This window comes from Gordonia sp. GN26 (assembly GCF_054823965.1).
Window position 1 is genome coordinate 15,272 of sequence record NZ_JSYC01000010.1, and the last position, 21,086, is coordinate 36,357.

Below are 21,086 nucleotides of genomic sequence, written 5' to 3' on the forward strand. Positions count from 1 at the left end.
TCTCTCTTTGTGCCAGCGCAGACCGTTCGACGAGCGAGGATCGTCGCCATAGTCACCGGCCTGCTCGGGTTCCTGCTCGCGCTCGCCACCCCGCTGATGCCGGTCGAGCAGAAGACCGCGGAGATCAACTGGCCCCAGAACGGGCAGATCGGTTCCGTCGCCTCCCCGCTCATCGGCTACACGCCCGTCGACCTCGACGTCACGATCCCGTGCACGGCCGTCGACGACCTCCCACCCGGCGGTTCGGTCCTGCTGTCCACCACGCCGAAACAGGCGGAGAAATCCGCCGAACGCGGCCTCTTCATCCGTAAGACGGGTGCCGCCGATGCCCCCGCCGACCGCCAGGGCGTCGAGGTGGTCATCCGCAACGTCCCGCTGATCTCCGCCAACCTCCAGGACATGCGCGCGCAGGACTGCCGCGAGATCGTCGTCCGCGCCGACTCCGACGCGGTGACCGCCGAATTCGTCGGCATGACCGACGATGCCGGGGAACCACTCGAGGGGACCACGGAGGACAAAGAGGCCTTCAAGAACTCGCCCGACCAACGGCCGCAGGTCACCGGCCTCTTCACCGACCTGTCCGGGCCCGCGTCGGAGATCGCCGGTCTCGACGCACATGTCACCGTCGACTCCCGCTACAACACCGCGCCGACCATCTCCAAGTGGCTCGTCATCATCGTCGGAGTCGCCGCGACGCTCCTGTCACTGGCGGCGTTGGCAACCCTCGACGCATCCGACGGCCGCAAGCACCGCCGCATCTTCCCCGCCCGCTGGTGGCGCCTCAACGCACGCGACTACGTGGTGATCGGTGCGCTGATCCTCTGGCACATCATCGGACCCAACACCTCCGACGACGGCTACCTGCTGACGATGTCGCGGGTCGCGCAGGACACCGACTACACCGCCAACTACTTCCGCTGGTACGGCGCACCGGAGGCACCGTTCGGTTGGTACTACCAGGTCTTCGGACTGCTCAGCCACGTCTCGGTGGCCAGTCCGTGGATGCGACTCCCCGCGCTCGCCTGCGGAATCCTGGTGTGGCTCATCGTGAGTCACGAGGTTATCCCGCGGCTCGGCCGCGCCGCGGTCACCCGCCCGATGGTGGCCTGGACCGCCGCCTTCGCCTTCCTCGCCTGCTGGTTCCCGTTCAACAACGGCCTGCGTCCCGAGCCGATCATCTGCCTCGGCGCCCTCCTCACCTGGTGTTCGGTGGAACGCGCCATCGCCACCGGTCGTCTGTTGCCCGCAGCCGTGGCCTGCCTGGTGGGCGCGTTCAGCATCGCCGCCGGCCCCACCGGTGTGCTCGCCGTCGCCGCACTGATCGCCGGCGCCCGGCCGATGATCATGGCGCTGATCAAGCGAGCCCGTGTCATCACCGGCGCCTCGACGTCGCGCCGCGCACTGAGGTGGTCCTTCGTCGCGCTGATCGCCCCGATCCTGGCCGCCGGCAGTTTCGTGTCCTTCGTGGTGTTCTCGAACCTGACCCTGCGCTCGTTCTCCGAGGCATCGAGCATGAAGACGGCGCTCGGACCCTCGATGAACTGGTACAACGAGCTCGGGCGCTACTCGGCGCTGTTCGCCTTCTCCGCCGACGGCTCCATCGCACGACGCTTCGCCGTCCTCGCGATGATCCTCGGCCTGGTGGTGGCCGCGGCGGTCCTGATCCGCAAGAACCGCATCCCCGGTACCGCCATCGGACCCACCCGGCGCATCGTCGCGATCACCTTCGCCTCGCTGGTGTTCCTCATGTTCACGCCGACCAAGTGGACGCACCACTTCGGCGTCTTCGCCGGCATCGCCGCCGCGCTGGCCGCCATCGCCGCGGTCGCCGCCAGCCAGCAGGCGATGCACTCACGACGCAACCGCACCCTGTTCTGTGCGCTCGTCCTGTTCATCGGAGGGTTGGCGTTCACCGCGCCGAACTCCTATTACTACTACTCCGCGTGGGGCATGCCCTGGGCCTACGAGCAGGTCAAGGTGGGCGGGGTGATGCTCGGCAGCGTGTTCCTGTACGCCGCGTTGGCACTGCTCCTCCTCGCGCTGTGGTTCCACTTCCGGGAACCGTTCACCGGCACCGACCCGCACTCCCCCGACGGGGATCCCACCAAGCGGGCCGACACCTCCGACCGGCGTTGGTACCGGCGTGTGACCGCGTCGATGGCCGCCGCACCGCTCGCCTATCTCGCGATGGCCATCGTCGTCTTCGAGATCATCACCGCGGTGTTCGCCGGTATCCACCAGTCGTCGTCGTACTCGGTGCCGCGCTCCAATCTGGCCGCGCTCGCCGGCAAGCCGTGCGGCATGGCCGACAAGGTGTGGGTCGAGGGAGACCCCAACCGCGACATGCTGCGGCCCGTCGACGGGTCGCTGGGCAACCCGCTGGGCGGACCGGCCCCGGAACCCGGCACCTCGCCGAAGACGGTCGGCTTCTCCCCCGACGGTGTACCGCTGGACCTGGCGTCGACGGCCAGTGAGGGCTCGTTGGGTGTGTTGTCCGGCAACGTGTGGGCCGACCCGAAGATCGTGAACTCCAACCCCGGCGGCACCGGCGGCGGTGAACTGGCCGAACCCGGCGTCAACGGCAGCAGCGCCGCGCTGCCGTTCTTCCTCGACCCGAAGACCACCCCGGTCATGGGCAGCTACTCCAAGCTCGACCAGGTCCCGGCCCGGCTCACCTCCGGCTGGTACGCCCTCCCGGAGGACTGGCGCGACCGTCCACTGTTGACCATGTCGGTGGCCGGCGAATACGACAACCCGAACGTGATGCTCGAGTACACCGCCGACCCGATCGGGCCGGACACCAAGGACGCCGACCTCACCGCCGCCGGCGAAACCGAACTCATCGACCCCGGCCCACGCCCGGCCTGGCGGAACCTGCGCTACAACACCAGCGAGCTGCCGGCGGACACCACCGCGGTCCGCATCGTCGCCACCGACGACAACCTCAACGAGGACCGCTTCATCGTCCTCACCCCGCCGCGGGTACCGCAGATGACGACGCTGCAGGACGTCGTCGGCAGCACCGACCCGGTGCACGTGGACTGGACGTCGGGTCTGGCCTTCCCGTGCCAGCGGCCGTTCACCCACGACGCGGGTGTCGCCGAGATCCCCCAGTGGCGGATCAAGCCGGGGTCGGATCTGGCGGCCGCGGTCTCCGCATGGCAGAACTACTACGGCGGCGGCCCACTCGGCTGGATCGACGTGTCGCAGCAGCCCACCGCCCTGCCGACGTACCTGATGGCCGACATCGGACGCGACTGGGGCGCGCTAGAACGCTACGAACCGTACGGCGGCGTGGACACCCTCGCCGACATCGACACCGGCACGGAGACCCGCAGCGGACTGTGGAGCCCGGCGCCGCTGCGGCACTGACCCTTCGATACGCCCTCCGCAAGCTCCGGGCTACTCAGGGAGCGGGGCCGGTGCCTGCTCCCTGAGGTGCGAGCGGGGCCGGTGCCTGCTCCCTGAGCCAAGCCGGTGTCCGCTCCCTGAGGTGCGAGCGAAGCGGGTCCGGTGTCTGCTCCCTGAGGTGCGAGCGGAGCGGGTCCGGTGTCCGCTCCCTGAGGTGCGAGCGGAGCGAGCCACGAAGGGTGGGCGCTAGGTGGGCGGGTGCCGGTCGCATACGATCAAACACCGTGCCTGTGACAGCTCCGACGTCCCGTGTTTCCGCACGAACCGCCCGTCTGATCGCGATCGTCGCGGGCGTTCTCGGCGTCGTGCTGTGCGCTCTGACCCCACTACTGCCGGTGAAGGCCACCGACGCCGACATCACCTGGCCCGCCGGTCAGGAGCTCGCCGCCGAGACGTCATCGGTGATGGCGCCGCTCATCGCGCAGACCCCGCAGACGCTCGACGCCCGGATCCCGTGTTCGACGCTGGCGAGTGCTCGCAACGGCGTCGTGTTGTCGACGATGCCGGTGAGCGCGCCGAAGTCGAAGGGTTCGTCGCTGTGGGTGACGAAATCCGATCAGGCCGTCACGGTCACCTTCCGCAACAGCGTCGCGGCCACCGCGCCCCGCGCCGATCTCGACCGTTGCCGCGAGCTCCACATCTTCTCCGCCCCGAGCGGGCCCGGCGCCCAGTTCGTCGGACTCGGCGAGTCGACGGTCCTGCCGCCCGAGAAGCGACCGCAGGTCGCCGGGATCTTCAGCGAGCTGAGTCCCGAGCAGGCCCGCACTGCTGCCGCCGCCGGGATGTCGGTCTCGATCGTCGTCGACAACCGGTACGAGTCCTCGCCGACGGTCCTGAAGATCATCGTGATGGTGCTCGCCGTGATCTCGGTGATCGTGGCGCTGGTCGCCCTCGCCCTTCTCGACCGCATCCAGGGCTATCACCGCCGGATCGGGGCGCGGACCCGCGTCTGGTGGCACTCGCTGAAGCCGCGCGCCGCCGACCTCGTCGTGACGGCGATCCTGCTGGTCTGGCTGTTCCTCGGGGCCGGGTCACCCGACGACGGCTACATACTGAACATGGGCCGCACCGCCGACGGGTTCGGTTATCTGGCGAACTACTACCGCTTCCACGGCATCCCCGAGGCGCCGTTCGACTGGTACTACAACTTCCTCGCCTACTGGTCGACGATCTCGACCACCGGCCTGTGGATGCGTCTGCCGTCGCTGATCGCCGGGCTGGCGGCCTGGTTCATCCTCAGCCGGGTCCTGCTGCCCCGACTGGGCGGCGCCGTCCGCCGGTCCCAGTGGGCCATGCTGACCGGTGCAGCGGTGTTCCTGGCCTTCTGGCTGCCCATGTGTTCGGGCCTGCGCAGTGAGGGCATCATCGTGCTCGGCACGCTCCTCACCTGGTGGGCGGTCGAGGTCACGGTCTCGACGCGCCGGATGCTCCCCGCGGCCCTCGCCGCGCTCACCGCGCTGCTCACGCTGGCGCTGGCCCCGCACGGTCTCGTGGCTCTGGCACTGCTGATCGCGAGCGCCCGGCCGTTGCTGCGCATCCTCGTCCGCCGCCGTCGCGAGAACGGTCTGCTGCCGCTCCTCGCGCCCGTCCTCGGTGCCGGTGCGCTCGTCGTCATCGTGGTCTTCCGCGACCAGACGCTGGCGACGGTCTTCGAGGCGATCCGCATCCGCTACTCCGTCGGTCCCACTCTGGCCTGGTACCAGGAGTTGCTGCGCTACTACTTCTTGGTCGTGAACCACACCGACGGTGCACTCGCACGTCGTATCCCGGTGCTGCTGTTCGCCGTGTCGATGTTTCTGGTGCTCGCGATCATGTTGCGCCGCAAGCGGATCGACGGGGTCGATCCCGGCGCGGTGTGGCGCGTCCTGGGCGCATCCCTGCTGACGATCCTGCTGCTGTCGTTCACCCCGACCAAGTGGACGATCCAGTTCGGCATCTTCGCCGGCCTCGGCGCCGCGCTGGCCGCCGTCGCCTGTGTGGCGATCGGCCAGGCCGCGCGCCGGACGCTGCGCAACCTGTCGATCCTGGTCGCCGGACTGCTCGTGGCGTGCGCCGCCGCCGCGGCCGGCAAGAACGCGTGGCCGTGGCCGTACAACTTCGGCATCGCCTGGTTCGACAAGGCACCGGTCGTCGCCGGTATGCAGGTCTCGACGGTGCTGCTCGCACTGGCCGTCGTCGCGCTCGTGTTCGCCGTCTGGCAGCACCTGCGCATGGACTACGTCGACGAGACCGGTCTGGCCCACGAGCGCGGTGCCGCCCCGGCCGGGTGGCGCATCGGTGTCGCCTCGGCACCGATCGCGGTCATCGCCGTCCTCATCGTCGTCTGTGAGCTCGCGGTCTTCGCCAAGGCCGCCGTCAGCCGGGCCGACACGTTCACCGTGCTCTCGGCCAACCTCGACTCCCTGCGCGGCAACACGTGCGCGATGGCCGACGCGGTCCTCGTCGAGCCGGACCCCAACAAGGGCACGCTCGCCCCGGCGGACGGCGGATCGGCGTCGAAGACCCTGGAGGGTGACTCGCACGGCTTCAGCCCGAACGGCGTGAAGCCCGACCTGACACCGCAGGCCGGCGCCCAGAAGCCCGGTGCGATGAACACCTCCGCGGACCTGTCCAAGACCTTCATCGTCTACGGCTCGAACCCCGGCACCGCAGGCGGCGCGGGCCCGCGCGGGGTCAACGGCAGCACCGCGGCGCTCCCGTACGGCCTCGACCCGGCCACCACGCCGGTCATGGGCAGTCACGAGACCAGCGACGGACAGGCGCGGCTGACCACCGGCTGGTACCGCCTCCCGGATCGGAAAGCCTCGCCGCTGATCGTCGTCACCGCCGCCGGCGCCGTGTTCACCTACGACCGCGACGGTGTCCCGATCTTCGGACAGCAACTGCAGGTGGAGTTCGGCCGCGAGGTCGACGGCCAATTCGTCGAGGTCGGCGCACCTGCCGTCCCGATCGACGCCGAGCGCACCAACCGCCCGTGGCGCAACCTCCGCATCCCGATGGACCGTGTGCCCGCCGAGGCGACCGTGATGCGCCTCGTCGCCAAGGACAACAACCTCGACGCCGACCAGTGGCTCGCGATCACGCCGCCGCGCGCCCCGGTCCTGGAGACCCTGCAGCAGGTGGTCGGTTCGACCGATCCGGTTCTCATCGACTTCGCCGCCGGCGCATGGTTCCCGTGCCAGCGGCCGATGACCGCCCACGACGGCGTGTTCGACGTCCCGGACTGGCGCATCCTGCCCGAGTCCTGGATTGCCAACTCGCAGTCCAAGACCTGGATGGCCACCGAGGACGGCGGCCTGTTGACGACGGTCGAGGCGCTGACCCGGCCGTCGACGGTGGCGACATATCTCGACAACGACTGGTATCGCGAGTGGGGCAACCTGCAGCGACTCAACCCGCTGGTGCCGCAGGCGCGGCCCGCGGACGTGATGACCGGGTCGGCGACCACATGGGGATGGTCACGACCCGGCCCGATCAGGGTGGTGCCCGAAGATGACTGACCGCGTTGACGCTCCCATCGACCCGGAGCACGACGACCCACCGCCGACCCGTCCGGAGCAGAGTTTCTCCGAACGCCACGCGGGCAAGGCACGCATCGTCGCCATGGCGGCGGGCGCGCTCGGCATCCTGCTCGCTCTGTTGAGCCCGTTCCTGCCGGTCGACTACACGAAGTCGGAACTCGTCTGGCCGCAACAGGGTTCGGTCGCCAACGTCGCCGCACCGAACGTGTCGTTCGTGCCGGTGTCGATGGAGGTCTCGGTTCCCTGTGCGCTGGGTGCCTCGCTCCCGCGCAGCGGCGGCGTCCTGCTGTCGACGGTGCCCGAGGGCGGCGCGGAAGCCGGTAAGGTCGGCCTGTTCATCCGGGCCACCGCAGACAATTTGCAGGTCGTCCAGCGGAATGTGGTGCTGCTCAACACTCCTCGTGCGGCCGCACAGAACTCCCCCGACTGCCGGATCGCCGTCGACGCCGACACCGACGGCAGCCGCGGCTCGATCCAGGGGGTTCCCGAGACCGACGGCGCGATCCACGAGTTCGATCTCGAGGACCCGAACGCGCGTCCGCAGATCATCGGCGTCTACTCGGGACTGCCGTCGAACGTGTCCACCGAGGGACTGTCCTTCCGGTCGACCATCGACACCCGATTCGTATCCACCCCCACGACTCTCAAGTTCTGGCTGCTGGTCCTGGGCGTGGCGTCGACCATCCTGTCGCTGGCCGCCCTGGCGGTTCTCGACGCCCGTGACGCCCGCGGTCACCACAAGATCTTCCCGGCCGGCTGGTGGCGGGTGCGCCCGGTCGACGGGTTCGTCGCGCTGATCCTGGGGATCTGGCTGTTCGTCGGTGGCAACACCGCCGACGACGGATACCAGGTGACGGTGGGCCGGATCGCCCGCGAGGCCGGGTATCTCGACAACTATTACCGCTACTTCGGTGTGCCGCAGGATCCGTTCGGCTGGCACTACCAGTACCTGTCGGTGTGGATGGACATCAGCACTGCCACCCCGTGGCTTCGCCTTCTGCCGTTCATGTTCGCGATGGCGTCCTGGTGGTTGATCTCCCGTGCCGCGATCCCGCGTCTGGGTCGCGCGGTCCGCGAGTCGACACCCGCGATCTGGGCCGCCGCCCTGGTCTTCCTCGCCGTGTGGATGCCGTACAACAACGGGCTGCGCGTCGAACCGCTGATCGCACTCGGCACCCTGTTCACGTGGGTCTGCGTCGAACGCGCCATCGCCACCGGCCGGTTCTTCCCGCTGGCCGTCGCCATCATCTCGGCGGCGTTCACACTGACGATCCACCCGACCGGTGTCATCGCGGCGATCGCCCTGGTTGCCGGTATCCGCCCGCTGCTCAAGCGTTTCATGGTGCGCCGCAAGCGCGACGGCGCCCTTCCGCTGCTGCTGCCGATCCTGGCCGCCGGCCTGGCGGTGATGTTCGAGATCTTCGCCGACCAGCCCCTCGCCCCGATCCTGGAAGCGGTGTCGGTCAACGGTCAGGTCGGTCCCACCAACAAGTGGTGGGAAGAGCCGATGCGCTACTACATGCTGATGAACCCGACCGCGGACGGCGGCATCGCCCGACGCTTTGGTGTCCTGATCGTGTTCACGTGCTTCATCCTCGTGGTGATCATGCTGCTCAACCGGCGTCGTCTGCCCGGGATCGCGACCGCGCCCACCTGGCGTCTGCTCGCCATGGTCGCGGGTTCGGTTGTGCTGATGGCCTTCCTGCCGACCAAGTGGACCCATCAGATGGGCGTGTACGCGGGGATCGGCGGTGCGCTCGCCGCGGTGGCGACCGCGTGTGCCGACCGCACCATCATGCGGCGCCGACGGAACCGCACGCTCTTCGCGGCCGCCTGTGCCTACGTGCTCGCGCTGGCGTTCTCCGGACGCAACCAGTGGTGGTATGTCGGCAGCTACGGAATCCCGTGGCGCGACGCCGTTCCCGATGTCAAGGGCATCCCGCTGTGGACCGGCATCCTCGCCGTCGCCGTCGCCCTGACCCTGCTCGGTCTCTGGCAGCACTTCCGCGACGATTACGTCGACGAGGCAGTCCGTGCCGGGTCGTCGAAGACGCTGTTCTCCCGCCTGCGGAGCCCGTCGATCATCATCGTCTCGGCGATCATGTTGGTGTTCACCCTGGTCTCGTTCGCGAAAGCCGACTGGACACAGCGCAATTCGTGGTCGTGGCTCAGCTCGAACGTGAACGCCCTCAAGGGCGAACCGTGTGCGCTCGCCGACGCCGTGCTCGTGGAGAACGATCCGACCGCAGGACTCCTCGCCCCGGCACGTGTTGCCGGACAGAACAATCCGTCGCCGGGCGCAGCTCTCGCGGGCGCCGGTCTGGTGGGCTTCGATCCCAACGGCGTCGCGTCGGATCTGTCCGAGGACACCGAGGAGTCCGACGACTCCGCGGGCACGTCGACCGCCGAGGTCGATCGCACGCAGACCGATCCGACCGAGGATGGCAGCAGCTCCGACGACACCACGTCGTCGACGACCGACACCAGCGGCGGACGCACCGCACAGGCCGGCGTCAACGGCTCGACGGTGAAGCTGCCCTTCGGACTGTCGCCGTCGAAGACCCCGGTGCTGGGCACCTACAACTCCCCGACCGGGACGGGAAGCCTCACCTCCGACTGGTACCAGCTGCCCGAGGGCCGTTCCGACGCCCAGCCGCTGATCACGATGTCGGTCGCCGGCTACGTCGAGTACATCGACGACCTCGCCGTGGTCCGGCCGGGCCAGAAGGTGCGGCTGCAGTTCGGCCGCGTCGCACCGGACGGCACGGTCGCCCCCGCCGGTCAGATGATCCCGCTCGACATCGGCGGCGCACCCGAGTGGCGCAACCTGCGTTTCCCGCTGGATCAGGCACCTCCGGGCGCCTCCGTGGTCCGCGTACTCGCCGAGGACACCTCGCCGCTGCGCGATCAGTGGCTCGCGGTGACCCCGCCGCGGGTGTCGTCGATGGAGTCGCTCAACACCCTCGTGGGCAGCGAGGAGCCGGTCCTCATCGACTGGGAGGCCGGACTGGCGTTCCCGTGTCAGCGGCCCGCTCAGGTCAAGAACGGTGTCCTCGAGACCCCCGTCTGGCGGATCTCCCCCGACCGCGAGGGTGAGCGGGTGAACTCGCAGCGCTGGATGTCCGGCGACGCCGGTGGTCCGCTCGGCATCATCGAGAACGAACTGCGCGGTCGCGTCTACCCGTCGTATCTGCGCAACGACTGGGCCAAGGACTGGGGCTCACTCCAGGGCCTCACCCCCATCCTGCCGCAGAAGGACGCCGAACTGACCCTCTCGACCGAGACCCACAACGGCCTCTGGACCCCGGGCCCGATGCGGGCGATCGGCAACTAGTACCGACGCGACCGGCCCGATGGACGGACCCGGCACCTCGGGGTGGCGGGTTCATCCATCGGCGATCGGGATTCAGGAGTGGATCAGCGGAAACCGGCCGACCATCCGCCGTCGATGACGATGTTCTGCCCAGTCACCCAGGACGATTCGTCCGACGCGAGATAGGTGGCGAGCGCCGCCGTGTCCGCGCCCGTTCCAGCGCGCTGGATCAGGTGCAGTCCCAGCATGTAGTCGCGTCCCTGTGCGTCCACCGCGGTGTCGGTGGCGGGCGATGCGACGAAGCCCGGCGAGATGGCGTTGACACGGAGTCCGTGCTCGGCGCCTTCGGCCGCCAGCGACTTCGTCAGCGCGATGATCGCCCCCTTGGCCGCGGAGTGGGCAGCCTGACCCAGCGGAGCCACACCGCGGATACCCGAAATCGACCCGACGTTGATGATCGATCCAGCGCCGGATGCCACGAGATGCTTCCACGCGGGGCTCGTCACGGTGAACACCAGGTTCAGTTCGACGTCGATGACGTGTTTCCACATCTCGTAGGTGATGTCCGGGAACGGCGCGAAGCCGAAGCCCGCCGCGTTGTTGTACAACACGTCGATTCCGCCGAGCCGCTCCGCGCTCTCTTCGACCCACGCGGTCGCCGCTGCGGGGTCGGTGAGGTCGACGGTGGAACCCGACACATCGAGCCCCTCGGCGGCCAGCGCGCCGGCGGTCGCCTCCGCACGGCCTTCCTGGACGTCGCAGCCGGCGACGCGCGCGCCTTCGCGGACGAACATCGCTTGAGCGGCCTCACCCTGCCCACCACCGGTTCCGGTGATGAGCACCCGCTTGCCGGCGAGGCGGCCGCCTGGTTGCTTCACCGATGCTGCCGTCACGTCGGGCTCCAGAGTTGTACTCACGATCGTCTCCTTCAGTTGTGCCGGGACAGGTTCCCGCAGAGGCACTTCGGCCGGGTCCGGCCAGATCGCGACGCGCGGCGCCGCGGGGATGCCCATCGTGTCTTGGGTCACATCCCGTCTCGACACTAAGCTGCGTCGACTCGGATATGCAACGTATCTCTGTGTTGCAGAGAGGGTTTCGTGTTACCTCAGCGGAAACACCCACCGGCAGAACGACGAACGCACCCCCGGGAGAGTCCCGGGGGTGCGTCTGGTCGGCGGTCGGCCTGCGCCGAGTCCAGCTCAGTGCGTCGTGTAACCGCCGTCGGCGTGAATGGCCTGACCCGTGACGAATGACGCTGCCGAGGAGCACAGCCACAGGGTCACCGCGCCCATCTCCTCGGTGGTTCCCAGACGACCGATCGGATGCATCTGGTTCATCAGTGGAATGAACCCGGCGTCATGGGCAGCCATCTCTTCGACCATCGGAGTACGGATCACTCCGGGACACAACGCATTCACGCGGATACCCTGCGCGGAGTACTCCATGGCCGCAGCCTTCGTCAGGCCGACAACACCGTGCTTGGACGCCACGTACGCGGCCTGGTTCGGGAGGGCGACGGTGCCCAGCGCCGATGCAGTGTTCACGATGGCGCCACCGCCGGACTCGAGCATCGCTGGGATCTGAGCGCGCATGCCGGCGAAGACGCCACTCAGGTTCACGCTGATGACCTTGTCCCAGTCCTCCCGCGGCAGATCGGCGATCGCCTTACCGGCGATCTCGATCCCCGCGTTGTTGTGCGCCGCGTCGAGCCGCCCGAACTTCGACAACGCGGTCTCCACCATCCGTTCGGCATCCTGCTGGTCGGAGACGTCGGCGCGGACGAAACAGGCAGCGCCCTCGCCGCCGGCGAGCTCCACTGTCCTGTTTCCCTGTTCCTCGTCGAGGTCGACGACCACGACCTTGGCCCCGGCGGCCGCGAACGCCAGGGCGGACGCCCTTCCGATTCCGGATGCCGCACCGGTGACGAGTGCCACCTTTCCTTCGAACTCACTACTCGTCGTCATACTCCGATACCCTCTCTCGTGGTTGATTCGATGGCTCGGGGATGACTACGCGCGCCGGGCGCTGAGCCCGATCTGGGTTCGGTAGTCGTCGGCCGATGCCGGAACGCGGCCGAGTTCGGCAGCGATCGTCTTTGCCCGCGTGAACAATTCGAGATTGCTCGTGGTCGTCTCGTCGCTGTTGGGGTGTTTCCACCCGCTGTCCTCCAGTCCGACGCGGATGTTCAGTCCCATCATCGTCGCCAGCGTCGTGATGTAGAGATTCGCGCGCCCGGCATTGCACACCGTGATCGCCGCATTCGGGTCGATCTGCCGGATCTGGTCGACCATCAGCAAGAGGTGGGTGGCCATGGAACGGGTGTCGGTGACCCACGCACCCGAGATCAGAGTTCGTCCGACGTCGACCGGGAGCCCGTACAGCACGATCCAGTTGGTCTGCCCGGTGACGATGCCCGTGTCGAAAAGCCGGCGCTTCGCGAACTCGATCTCACCGGAGCTGTGCACGACGATCTCCGGACTCACGCCGTTCGCGGTCAGAGTCTTGACGGCCGGGATCACGAACTCTTCAGGATGTCCGGCCGCACACGGCGCTACCTCGGCGAGACCTGAGACCGCCGGGCTCATGCACTCCTCGAAGGTCTTTCCGTTCAGCACGTTGAGATTCGACACGAAGTCATCACCGAATCGCTTACGCAACGGATCGAGCACCAGGCCGTAGGCCTCGGTCGGGGGGAGGTCCTTGTCCAGGCGACGACCCTTGGAATCGGTCACCCAGGTGAAGTCGATGTGGACGCCTGCCGCGCCGGCTTCGATGACCTCCGACGCGGAATCGATGTACTCCTCGATGTCGACGGGGTAGGCAGACGAATCGCCCACACCCGCCCGGCCTGCGACCGCGACGTTGATCGCGATCTTCGCCGGGACATCCCACTTCGGTTGCAGCTCAGGGTCGGAGACGAACGCATAGTTCTCCATTTCGTGGGCAGCGGCTTCCCACAGTGATACGGGCTGGGTCATTCGAAAGCTCCCTCGTGGATGTACGGGTGACGTGATTTCGCGGCTTCGAGTGCGATGGCACCGGCAGTGGAGGATCGAGTTTGTGCGGAGGCGAAAGCTCGATCAGGAGGGGCAAGACGGCCCCACGTGGTTGAACCTACATTGTTTGAACCATTAAGGCCAGGGCGTTTTGCAAACCTCGAGGCTGAATCCCTAGTACGCCAGCGGTTCTCTACTGTGCAGAGCCAATCCTCGCGACTCGCTCCCAAACCCGATGCACTGTCGGCACCCCGGCCCACACCACGAACGGAACCAGCAGGGCAGTACTGACCAGGGTGCTCAGAGCCACGGGTAGGTTCGGCAACCGTGGCATGACGAGCGAGTTCAGCAGGACGGCCGCAGGGAACAGAGCCAGCCACACCGCAACCGCGGTCTGCCAGCGACGCGGGGCGACCGCGACCTGCCCCGGCCGACCACCGAACATACCTCGGTCGAAATCGGCCACCGTCATCCCGATGACAGGCCCCTCCGTCAGCATGTGACTGCTCGCGAGGTGTTCGACACGCCGCTGACTGCGTTCCCAGGAAGCGAGGCTCGCCGAGGTGTCGAAACTCAGTCCGATCACGAGTTCAGAGGTGGCGCCCTGACCGCGAACACTGAGGTCCGAACCGATGAAACCGGGATGATCGCGCGCGGTCGCGCACAGATCCCGCCCCCACTTCATCAGCGCGTCAACGGAATCGGGTTTGGCGCGGCGCCGGACGGCGACCGTCACCGGAAATTTTGCCAGTTCGGTCATGGGGTCCTTTCGGGAGCTCAGCCCAGCTGCTCACCGATCTCGGCAGCAGCTTCGACGAGCATCGAGGCAAGCAATCGGTAATGCGACTGGCGAAGTCGATGTTGCGGAGCGGAGGCATTCAAGGCCAACCGCAAGCCGGGAGCGCGAGTGACGATGGGCACGGCGACCGACGCGACGTCGTCCTCGCTCTCCTCCCGGTTGGTCGCGAATCCCTGTTCCCGGATGGTCGCCAACTCCGCCTCGAGTTCCGAACGGCTGCTGATGGAATGCGGTGTGATCGTCTCGAGCTCTTCCACCGGGTAGAGCTGATGGAGTTCGTCGGTCGACATCCGGGCCAGCAACGCCTTACCCGTCGAGGTGCAGTGCGCCGGCATCGTGCGTCCCAGGCGGGACGCCACCCGCACCGCAGTCGGGCTCTCCACCGCGGCGACAAACCTGACACTCGCGCCGTCGAGGATGCCGACATGGACCGTCTCGCGCAACCGCTCGCTGAGATCGCGCAGAACCGGGTTGGCCACGCCCTGGATGTCGAGTCGGCCGAAGATCGCGAAGGCCACCCAGGTCAGAGCCGGTCCGGCCCGGTACACCTTCGACACCGGGTCCTGGCGCATGAAGCCCCGGTACTGCAGCATCGCGAGCAGCCGATGGGCCGTGGAGGTCGCGACCCCCAGGTAGCGGGCTGCATCCGTCATCCGGATCGCGGGCTTCTCACCAAGCAGGAGAACCAATTTCAGCGCGTTGTCGACGGACTCGATCGGATACTGCGGCGCCGGGATCGCCGGGTCCTGAAAGCGGCGGCCCGGCGGGTTTATCTGCATGACAGTGATCATACCTGACCTGCAGACAAACCAACCAGAGAATCGCCGGCGAAATCACCTTGTCATCGCTGTCCCGCAATGGTTTTCAATCCTCTTGCGTGGGTCTCGCATTCACCGCCGACGCGGCGACTCGATGACGTGGGCATCGCCGTAGATGTGCTCGACCGACTCGAGGTGTTCGAGCATGCACTCCCGGAAGGCGCGGGCATTGTTGTCCGCCAACGCCTTCAGGATCTCCCGGTGCTCGTCGAGAATGTGCTGCCAATCCTGGTTGTGGGTCTGCTGGAACTCCGGCACCCGATCACCGAGGCGGACGAGGGCGCCCAGTACCAGTTCGAGAACCGGGTTCCCGACCTCGGAGATCAAGATCTCATGGAACTCGAGCGACAGCGTCAGCAATTCTCCGTCCGGGGCACCTTCGCGACACGCGCTCTCGAACGCATCGACGTTCGCCTGCAGGCGATCTCGATGAGCTCGATCACTGAACCGCATGATGTCGTTGAGAACCGTCGGTTCGAGGATCCGCTTGGCGTGCAGGTAGTCCTCGAACGGCACGCCCCGGTGACGGAAGTAGTTCTCCAGTGCGCGGAGAACCGGCGTGGTGTCGGGCTGGGTGACGAATGTCCCGCCGCCGGCACCGACCAGCACGGTCACCAGCCCCTCGTGTTCCAGGTTGAGAGTCGCCTGCCGCACGACCGCCCGACTGACGCCGAACTGGGCTGCGAGTTCCGATTCGATGGGTAGTCGGTCGCCGGCGACGAACTGCTCGGTGAGGATCGCCTCACGCAACTGATCGGCAACGTCCTGATACAGACGGGTCTGCCGCGCAGGCGCCGCCCTGAACTCGGTCATACGATCCCCCGATCCCATGCTCGGCAGCGGTCCGTCACCCGATTTGTGCTGCCATTATGCACTACTGGGCATCTCGATCGTCAGGTTGCGCCAGCGTGCGGCGAGCCCCTGGCCGCGCAAGGAGACACTGCCACTGTCCTGCACCGGATGCAGGGTGAAGACCCCGAAACCCACCTGCACCTGTCCGGGCACTTCTGCGTCGTCCACCCAGTACACGCCCTTGCCGTCGACCTCCCACACCACCGACCGCGCCTCGCGATCGAGGGTCACCGAGTAGCGGTGCTCCGCGCCGGGTTCGACGGCGAGACCGCTCAACGGAGCATCGATGCAGTGGGTGAAGGGCGTGACGACACCGGGGAACGGGAGACGTTCGTGGATCGCGAAGATCCGATCCGAGGTCGCCGCGAGGTCGAACACCCATCCGCCCTGGAGATCGAGAACATTGAAGGCCGCAAAGCCGTCCCGATAATCGTGGGCGGTGGCATTGAGCCCCTCGGCGGCCATGGTCACCGAGAACCGGATCTCACCGCTCTCCGGCACGTCGAAAGCCTCAGTGGTGAACACCAGGTGCTTCGGATTGTCGATTATTTGGACGACGTGATCGTGATTCTCGAACTGCTCGATGCGGATGGAGAACGTACCGTCGCCCACCACGACCTCCGCATTGGGCTCGGCGCACACATGGGTACTCCCGTCGGGCATCGGGTATTCCAGGAACATCCACTTGTCGGTGTCGAGTTCGGTGCCCGTGAAGTCGTCGTACGGGGCGGAGGTGATTTCTTCGGTGGTGGTCATCTTCGGTCCTTTCGGAAGAGGCATGCGCGCGGATCACCGGCGCACGGGCCGTCGACATCGCAGCCCGGGGCGTGCGATGCGGTCGTTGAATGGGCTTGCGTACGGTCAGTTCTCGTCGAAGAGACCGAACATCCCGGTCTCCATCAGTGTGGCGATCGTTTCGCCGGCCGGCGTCAGGCGCATCGCCGCGCGGGTCTCGACGAGGAATGCGCGATACCCGTTCGGGACGTCCTCGGCCGGACCGTGGTGGACGATCCCCTTGGGCGTCCACATGATCGTTCCGGGTACGTCGACCTCGCCATACCGGCCGGGACCCGCCACATAGAAGATGAGTTCGTCGAAGTCGGCGTTGTGGTGGATCGGCGGACGCGGACTCTCGCGGTCGCTGAGATTGAACATCAGCACGCGACTCGAAGCGTCGTCGAACAGCTTCGGAGGGAAGGGCCCGGTCTGCTCGAACGTCAGGTGCGGCACGTTCTCGAACGAGAACCGGCGGACCACCGGGCCTTCTCCGGTACCGATGCACGGCATGGGATCGACATCGAAGGTGTAGATCGTGGTGTCTTTGCCATGCCGGATGATGACCTCGAACGGGCCGTCCTGACGTGGCTGTGGATTCGGCTCGGGAATGTCGACATGCTGGGTGACGTCTAGGGCCACCGGCGGCTGCGGATCGAGCACCATCTCCGAGGCGGTCACCACGACGATCTCGCGGATCGGCGTGCTCACCGATGCGAAGCGGTAGGTAACCGCTCGCGGCAGGAGTACGAAATCGCCTGCGGCGACGTCGAGTACGCCGAAGTCGGTCTCCAACCGGCCGGCGCCCTCGAGGATGTAGTGGATCTCGTCGGCCAGCACGTTGCGCACAGCGGTGGACGAGCCCTCGGCACGGTAGGACAGCTCGATGCTGACGTCATCGCCCTCGAGGACGGCAACCGGGAGCTCGCCGGCACCTCGGAACAGCTCATCGGCAACAGCGTGCACGTCCATCCGACGCGGGGCGTAGGTCCCCTTCACCTGCGCGTATGGCGGGGCATAGTGCGACCGCAGAATGGTTCCCACCGGTCCGGCGAAGCCGTTGCGCGTGTACAGGTCGACAAAGGGCTCGGTCATTGATTCTCCTCAACCGCTACAGGTAGTTGCGCTCGGCCACCGCGTGCCATCCGACACTCCCCTTCGGCCACCATGAGCTAAGTCACAGTGAACACATTTGTTGAACCTTTCACAAGCGGCGCACAGTTGGTTTCTGCTGTGCAGAGGTCTCGAACTTTTCTCGCGTAGACCTCGCGAGCACCCCTGAGATACCTGATACATGCAGCGTGAGCTGCACTTTCAGCTCTCATGTCCCGTCAGCCCCTTGCGGGTCACGGCCATTCGACCGGAGGCCCATGTTCCAGCGTTCCCGCAGGTAGATGGAGACGCGCCGGGCTCTTGAGCCCATAGAGCAGAGGCATTGACACCAATTCATCTTCACAGCAGACTCTCGGCTCATCCCCGATCACACTGAAACGAGGTCACATGCGCGACGCCGACGACGTTCTGCGAAACGTCCGAAAGGGCATGCTTCCCGCCCACATCTACAACGACGCCGAGGTGTTCGCCGCCGAGAAGGAGCGGCTGTTCAGCAGGTCCTGGATGTTCGTGGCGCACGAGTCGGAGATCCCCGAGGTCGGCGACTACGTCGTTCGTCGGGTGGTGGACAACTCCTTCATCGTGAGCCGCGACCAATCCGGCGAGGTCCACGCGATGTTCAACATGTGTCTGCACCGCGGCATGCAAGTGTGCCGCGCCGAGCAAGGCAACGCATCCCATTTCCGGTGCCCCTACCACGGCTGGTCATACAAGAACGACGGCCGCATCGTCGGACTGCCCTTCCACAAGGAGGCATACGGGGGCGAGGCGGGGTTTGCCAAGAAGGGCCAGCGACTGCTCCCTGCTCCGAGTCTCGCGATCTACAACGGTCTGATCTTCGTCTCGATGGATCCCGAGGCGCCTCCATTGCGAGAGTTCCTCGGCGACTTCGCTTTCTACCTGGACTACTACACCAAGCAGAGCGGGAGCGGCGTCGAGGTGCTCGGCCCGCAACGCTGGCGGGTCAAGGCGAATTGGAAGATCGGCGCGGAGAACTTTGCCGGCGACATGTACCACACCCCGCAAACCCATACGAGTGTCGTCGAGATCGGGCTGTTCCGTGAACCGAAGGCCGAAAAGCGCAAGGACGGCAACACCTACTGGGCCGGCAAAGGCGGCGGAACCACCTACAAGTTGCCGCCCGGAACTTTCGAGGAACGGGTCGGTTACGTCGGATACCCCGACGAGATGATCACGCGGATGAAAGAACAGTGGACCCAGGAGCAGATCGACGTCATCGGTCGCGACGGCTTCATGATCTCGGCAGCATCGCTGTTCCCCAATCTCAGCCTTGTCCACAACTGGCCCAAGGTCGGCGAGTCCGACGACGTGCTCCCGTTCATCTCGTTGCGCCAGTGGCAACCGATCAGCGCGGACGAGACGGAGGTCCTCTCGTGGTTCGTCGTGGACAAGGAGGCGCCCGAGGAGTTCAAGAAGCTCTCGTACAAGGCCTATCTCATGTGCTTCGGCAGCAGCGGCATGTTCGAGCAGGACGATGTCGAGAACTGGGTCTCGTTGACCAACACCGCAGCCGGCTCAATGGCTCAGCGTCTACTCCTCAACGGCCGGATGGGCATGCTCCACGACGACAGCCCGGTGGTGGCGCCGCTGACCGCCGACGAGTTCGCCGGCCCCGGCGTCGCCCACGTCGGTTACGGCGAGTACAACCAACGACACCTCCTCAACACATGGGCCGACCACCTCGATATGGAACCTCCGCAGGTCGCCCAGATCCGGGTCGGCGCACCCGAACTCGGTACATCCTGCGATTCGAGCACAGTGGAGACCTCGGCATGACCACACACATCCCCATCCGATCCGATCAATCCCCGCTCGGCCAGGACGCCGCTCGCACCGAGGCCACCGGACCATCACTGCCGTTCGACGACGCGCGACACCTGACGGCGCACAAGTGGTTGGTCGACGAAACCTACATCCTGGATCACCAGGACTACGAGACCTGGCTTGACTCGCTGAGCGAGGACATCCATTACTTCATGCCCATCCGGATCACCACCGCGCTCAACTCCGGTTACGACACTGCAAAACGCATGGCCCACTTCGACGAGGACAAGTACTCGCTGAGCAGGCGCGTCGCGCGCTTCCACACCGAGCACGCCTGGACCGAGGACCCGCCCTCGCGGATCCGCCATCACCTGAGCAACGTGCGGACCTTCGCCACCGACACGCCCGACGAGTTGATCGTCGAATCCGCGGTCCTACTGTTCCGGAGTCGTGGTGATGTCCGCGAGGCGTCGCTGATCTCTGCGGGTCGCACCGACCTGCTGCGCCGGGAGGGCTCCGTGTGGCGACTTGCCCGTCGCCACATAGCAGTTGACGAGTCGGTGCTCCGCACCCAGAACCTGGCGATCTTCCTGTGAAGCTCTCTTGGGAGGGGGAAGCAGAAGACGCCGCTGCCAACGCGCTTGCCGGAGCGCAGCTCGCCGGGCTTCAGGAACACCAGGACGGGCCCGCACTGACGATCGGCAACGAGTTCTCTGAGATCGAGGTGTCGAAGGTGCTGACGCGCAACGGCGCTCGCATCCTCATCCGCTCACCGCGGTCCGGTCAGTGGATCACGCTCGACCCCCTCGAGCTCGAAGCCCTCACCTGGCAGAACGACGCAACGCTCTCCGCAATGGTCGGGAGTCCGTTCAGCCCGCTGATCACCGAGGAGGACCAGGCATGAGTGGGTGGCTGGACGGAAAACGCGCTCTGATCGTCGGCGGCGGATCGGGTATCGGACGGGCGGTGGTCGAGACATTCTGCGCGGAAGGGGCCCGGGTGTCGGTACTCGAGATCAGCGAGGACAAGTGCCGAGCACTCGAGTCCGAGCGACCAGAGGTACTCGTCATCGCGGGTGACGCGACAACCCTCGCGGCGAACGACGCCGCCGTCGCCGCGACGGTGGATCGCGACGGCGGTCTCGACGTCCTCGTCAACTGCGTCGGGGTATTCGACTTCTACCGGAAGCTCGCCGAACTCGACCCCGAGACAATGGGTTCGGCCTTCGACGAGATGTTCTCCATCAACGTCAAGTCCCATCTGTTCAGCGTGAAGAGCGCCATGGATGAGCTTGCCCGGTCGAAGGGGAACGTGATCCTCACCGAGTCCACCTCGTCCTACTACCCGGGACGGGGTGGGACGCTCTACGTGTCCTCGAAGTTCGCGGTCCGCGGGCTGGTCACCACCCTCGCGTATGAAATGGCACCCGACGTCCGGGTCAACGGCGTCGCGCCGGGCGGCACGCTCAACACCGATCTGCGGGGCCTGTCGTCCCTGGGGATCACCGCCCGAAGACTCGACGGGCCCGATCGCGCGAGCGAGCTCGCCGGCCGCACTCCGCTGGCCGTCGCGCTCTCGGGCGCCGATCACGCGTGGAGTTATGTCTTCCTCGCGTCGGACCGGGCGCGTGGAATCACAGGTCGCGTCATGCATTCCGACGGCGGCATGGGAATCAAGGCCTGATCACGCCTCGCGCGTGACTGT

Annotated in this window: 15 protein-coding genes; 7 read left to right on the forward strand and 8 right to left on the reverse strand. The window is 66.7% G+C overall.

Features of this window, described 5'->3' with window-relative positions; translation table 11 throughout:
* Positions 1-9: 9 nt before the first annotated feature.
* From OK17_RS03535 to OK17_RS03545, 3 genes are all read left to right on the forward strand, one after another.
* Entirely contained in the window at positions 10-3,372 is a 3,363-nt protein-coding gene (locus OK17_RS03535) for an arabinosyltransferase domain-containing protein (RefSeq protein WP_232717474.1), read from the forward strand.
* A gap of 269 nt (positions 3,373-3,641) precedes the next feature.
* Positions 3,642-6,911 (forward strand): arabinosyltransferase domain-containing protein, encoded by a 3,270-nt coding sequence (locus tag OK17_RS03540; RefSeq protein WP_461416707.1) that lies wholly within the window; start codon positions 3,642-3,644, stop codon positions 6,909-6,911.
* Entirely contained in the window at positions 6,904-10,266 is a 3,363-nt protein-coding gene (locus tag OK17_RS03545; protein ID WP_461416690.1) for an arabinosyltransferase domain-containing protein, read from the forward strand. The genes OK17_RS03540 and OK17_RS03545 overlap by 8 nt, the downstream gene beginning before the upstream one ends.
* An 83-nt stretch (positions 10,267-10,349) precedes the next feature.
* Here the strand turns inward: OK17_RS03545 and OK17_RS03550 are convergent, their stop codons facing one another.
* From OK17_RS03550 to OK17_RS03585, 8 genes are all read right to left on the reverse strand, one after another.
* Positions 10,350-11,162 carry an SDR family NAD(P)-dependent oxidoreductase gene (locus OK17_RS03550; RefSeq protein WP_232717478.1) on the reverse strand — a complete coding sequence of 271 codons (813 nt, stop codon included), beginning with the start codon at positions 11,160-11,162 and terminating at the stop codon, positions 10,350-10,352.
* Between the two features lie 282 nt (positions 11,163-11,444).
* Complete coding sequence (locus OK17_RS03555; RefSeq protein ID WP_232717479.1) at positions 11,445-12,209, reverse strand: SDR family oxidoreductase; 765 nt, start codon at positions 12,207-12,209, stop codon at positions 11,445-11,447.
* A gap of 45 nt (positions 12,210-12,254) precedes the next feature.
* Positions 12,255-13,223: a 3-keto-5-aminohexanoate cleavage protein gene (locus OK17_RS03560; protein WP_232717480.1), complete on the reverse strand. Its 969-nt coding sequence runs from the start codon at positions 13,221-13,223 to the stop codon at positions 12,255-12,257.
* Between the two features lie 211 nt (positions 13,224-13,434).
* Positions 13,435-14,001: a hypothetical protein gene (locus tag OK17_RS03565; protein WP_232717481.1), complete on the reverse strand. Its 567-nt coding sequence runs from the start codon at positions 13,999-14,001 to the stop codon at positions 13,435-13,437.
* Between the two features lie 17 nt (positions 14,002-14,018).
* Positions 14,019-14,831, reverse strand: coding sequence for an IclR family transcriptional regulator (locus OK17_RS03570; RefSeq protein WP_406567016.1), 813 nt, complete (start codon positions 14,829-14,831; stop codon positions 14,019-14,021).
* 99 nt (positions 14,832-14,930) lie between these two features.
* On the reverse strand, positions 14,931-15,671 hold the full coding sequence (locus OK17_RS03575; protein ID WP_232717483.1) for a FadR/GntR family transcriptional regulator: 741 nt from the start codon (positions 15,669-15,671) through the stop codon (positions 14,931-14,933).
* 54 nt (positions 15,672-15,725) lie between these two features.
* Entirely contained in the window at positions 15,726-16,466 is a 741-nt protein-coding gene (locus OK17_RS03580) for a DUF6081 family protein (protein WP_232717484.1), read from the reverse strand.
* A 105-nt stretch (positions 16,467-16,571) separates the two neighbouring features.
* Positions 16,572-17,579: an AraC family ligand binding domain-containing protein gene (locus OK17_RS03585; protein ID WP_232717485.1), complete on the reverse strand. Its 1,008-nt coding sequence runs from the start codon at positions 17,577-17,579 to the stop codon at positions 16,572-16,574.
* A 405-nt stretch (positions 17,580-17,984) separates the two neighbouring features.
* Between OK17_RS03585 and OK17_RS03590 the strand changes: the two genes are divergently transcribed.
* The 4 genes from OK17_RS03590 to hcaB are packed head-to-tail and all read left to right on the forward strand — an operon-like array spanning position 17,985 to position 21,065.
* Complete coding sequence (locus tag OK17_RS03590) at positions 17,985-19,394, forward strand: aromatic ring-hydroxylating dioxygenase subunit alpha (protein ID WP_232717486.1); 1,410 nt, start codon at positions 17,985-17,987, stop codon at positions 19,392-19,394.
* On the forward strand, positions 19,391-19,978 hold the full coding sequence (locus OK17_RS03595) for a 3-phenylpropionate/cinnamic acid dioxygenase subunit beta (RefSeq protein ID WP_232717487.1): 588 nt from the start codon (positions 19,391-19,393) through the stop codon (positions 19,976-19,978). Before OK17_RS03590 ends, OK17_RS03595 begins: the two co-directional genes overlap by 4 nt.
* Complete coding sequence (locus OK17_RS03600; RefSeq protein WP_006867081.1) at positions 19,975-20,286, forward strand: hypothetical protein; 312 nt, start codon at positions 19,975-19,977, stop codon at positions 20,284-20,286. The genes OK17_RS03595 and OK17_RS03600 overlap by 4 nt, the downstream gene beginning before the upstream one ends.
* Positions 20,283-21,065 carry a 3-(cis-5,6-dihydroxycyclohexa-1,3-dien-1-yl)propanoate dehydrogenase gene (hcaB, locus tag OK17_RS03605; RefSeq protein ID WP_461416691.1) on the forward strand — a complete coding sequence of 261 codons (783 nt, stop codon included), beginning with the start codon at positions 20,283-20,285 and terminating at the stop codon, positions 21,063-21,065. The genes OK17_RS03600 and hcaB overlap by 4 nt, the downstream gene beginning before the upstream one ends.
* The last annotated feature ends 21 nt before the right edge of the window (positions 21,066-21,086 follow it).

What these genes read in the sequence shown, in the direction of transcription:
- OK17_RS03590 (WP_232717486.1), top strand. Translation starts at nt 17,985, where the DNA reads ATGCGCGACGCCGACGACGTTCTGCGAAACGTCCGAAAGGGCATGCTT.
- OK17_RS03545 (WP_461416690.1), top strand. Translation starts at nt 6,904, where the DNA reads ATGACTGACCGCGTTGACGCTCCCATCGACCCGGAGCACGACGACCCA.
- OK17_RS03555 (WP_232717479.1), bottom strand. Translation starts at nt 12,209, where the DNA reads ATGACGACGAGTAGTGAGTTCGAAGGAAAGGTGGCACTCGTCACCGGT.
- OK17_RS03565 (WP_232717481.1), bottom strand. Translation starts at nt 14,001, where the DNA reads ATGACCGAACTGGCAAAATTTCCGGTGACGGTCGCCGTCCGGCGCCGC.
- OK17_RS03570 (WP_406567016.1), bottom strand. Translation starts at nt 14,831, where the DNA reads ATGATCACTGTCATGCAGATAAACCCGCCGGGCCGCCGCTTTCAGGAC.
- OK17_RS03595 (WP_232717487.1), top strand. Translation starts at nt 19,391, where the DNA reads ATGACCACACACATCCCCATCCGATCCGATCAATCCCCGCTCGGCCAG.
- OK17_RS03585 (WP_232717485.1), bottom strand. Translation starts at nt 17,579, where the DNA reads ATGACCGAGCCCTTTGTCGACCTGTACACGCGCAACGGCTTCGCCGGA.
- OK17_RS03580 (WP_232717484.1), bottom strand. Translation starts at nt 16,466, where the DNA reads ATGACCACCACCGAAGAAATCACCTCCGCCCCGTACGACGACTTCACG.
- hcaB (WP_461416691.1), top strand. Translation starts at nt 20,283, where the DNA reads ATGAGTGGGTGGCTGGACGGAAAACGCGCTCTGATCGTCGGCGGCGGA.
- OK17_RS03560 (WP_232717480.1), bottom strand. Translation starts at nt 13,223, where the DNA reads ATGACCCAGCCCGTATCACTGTGGGAAGCCGCTGCCCACGAAATGGAG.
- OK17_RS03575 (WP_232717483.1), bottom strand. Translation starts at nt 15,671, where the DNA reads ATGACCGAGTTCAGGGCGGCGCCTGCGCGGCAGACCCGTCTGTATCAG.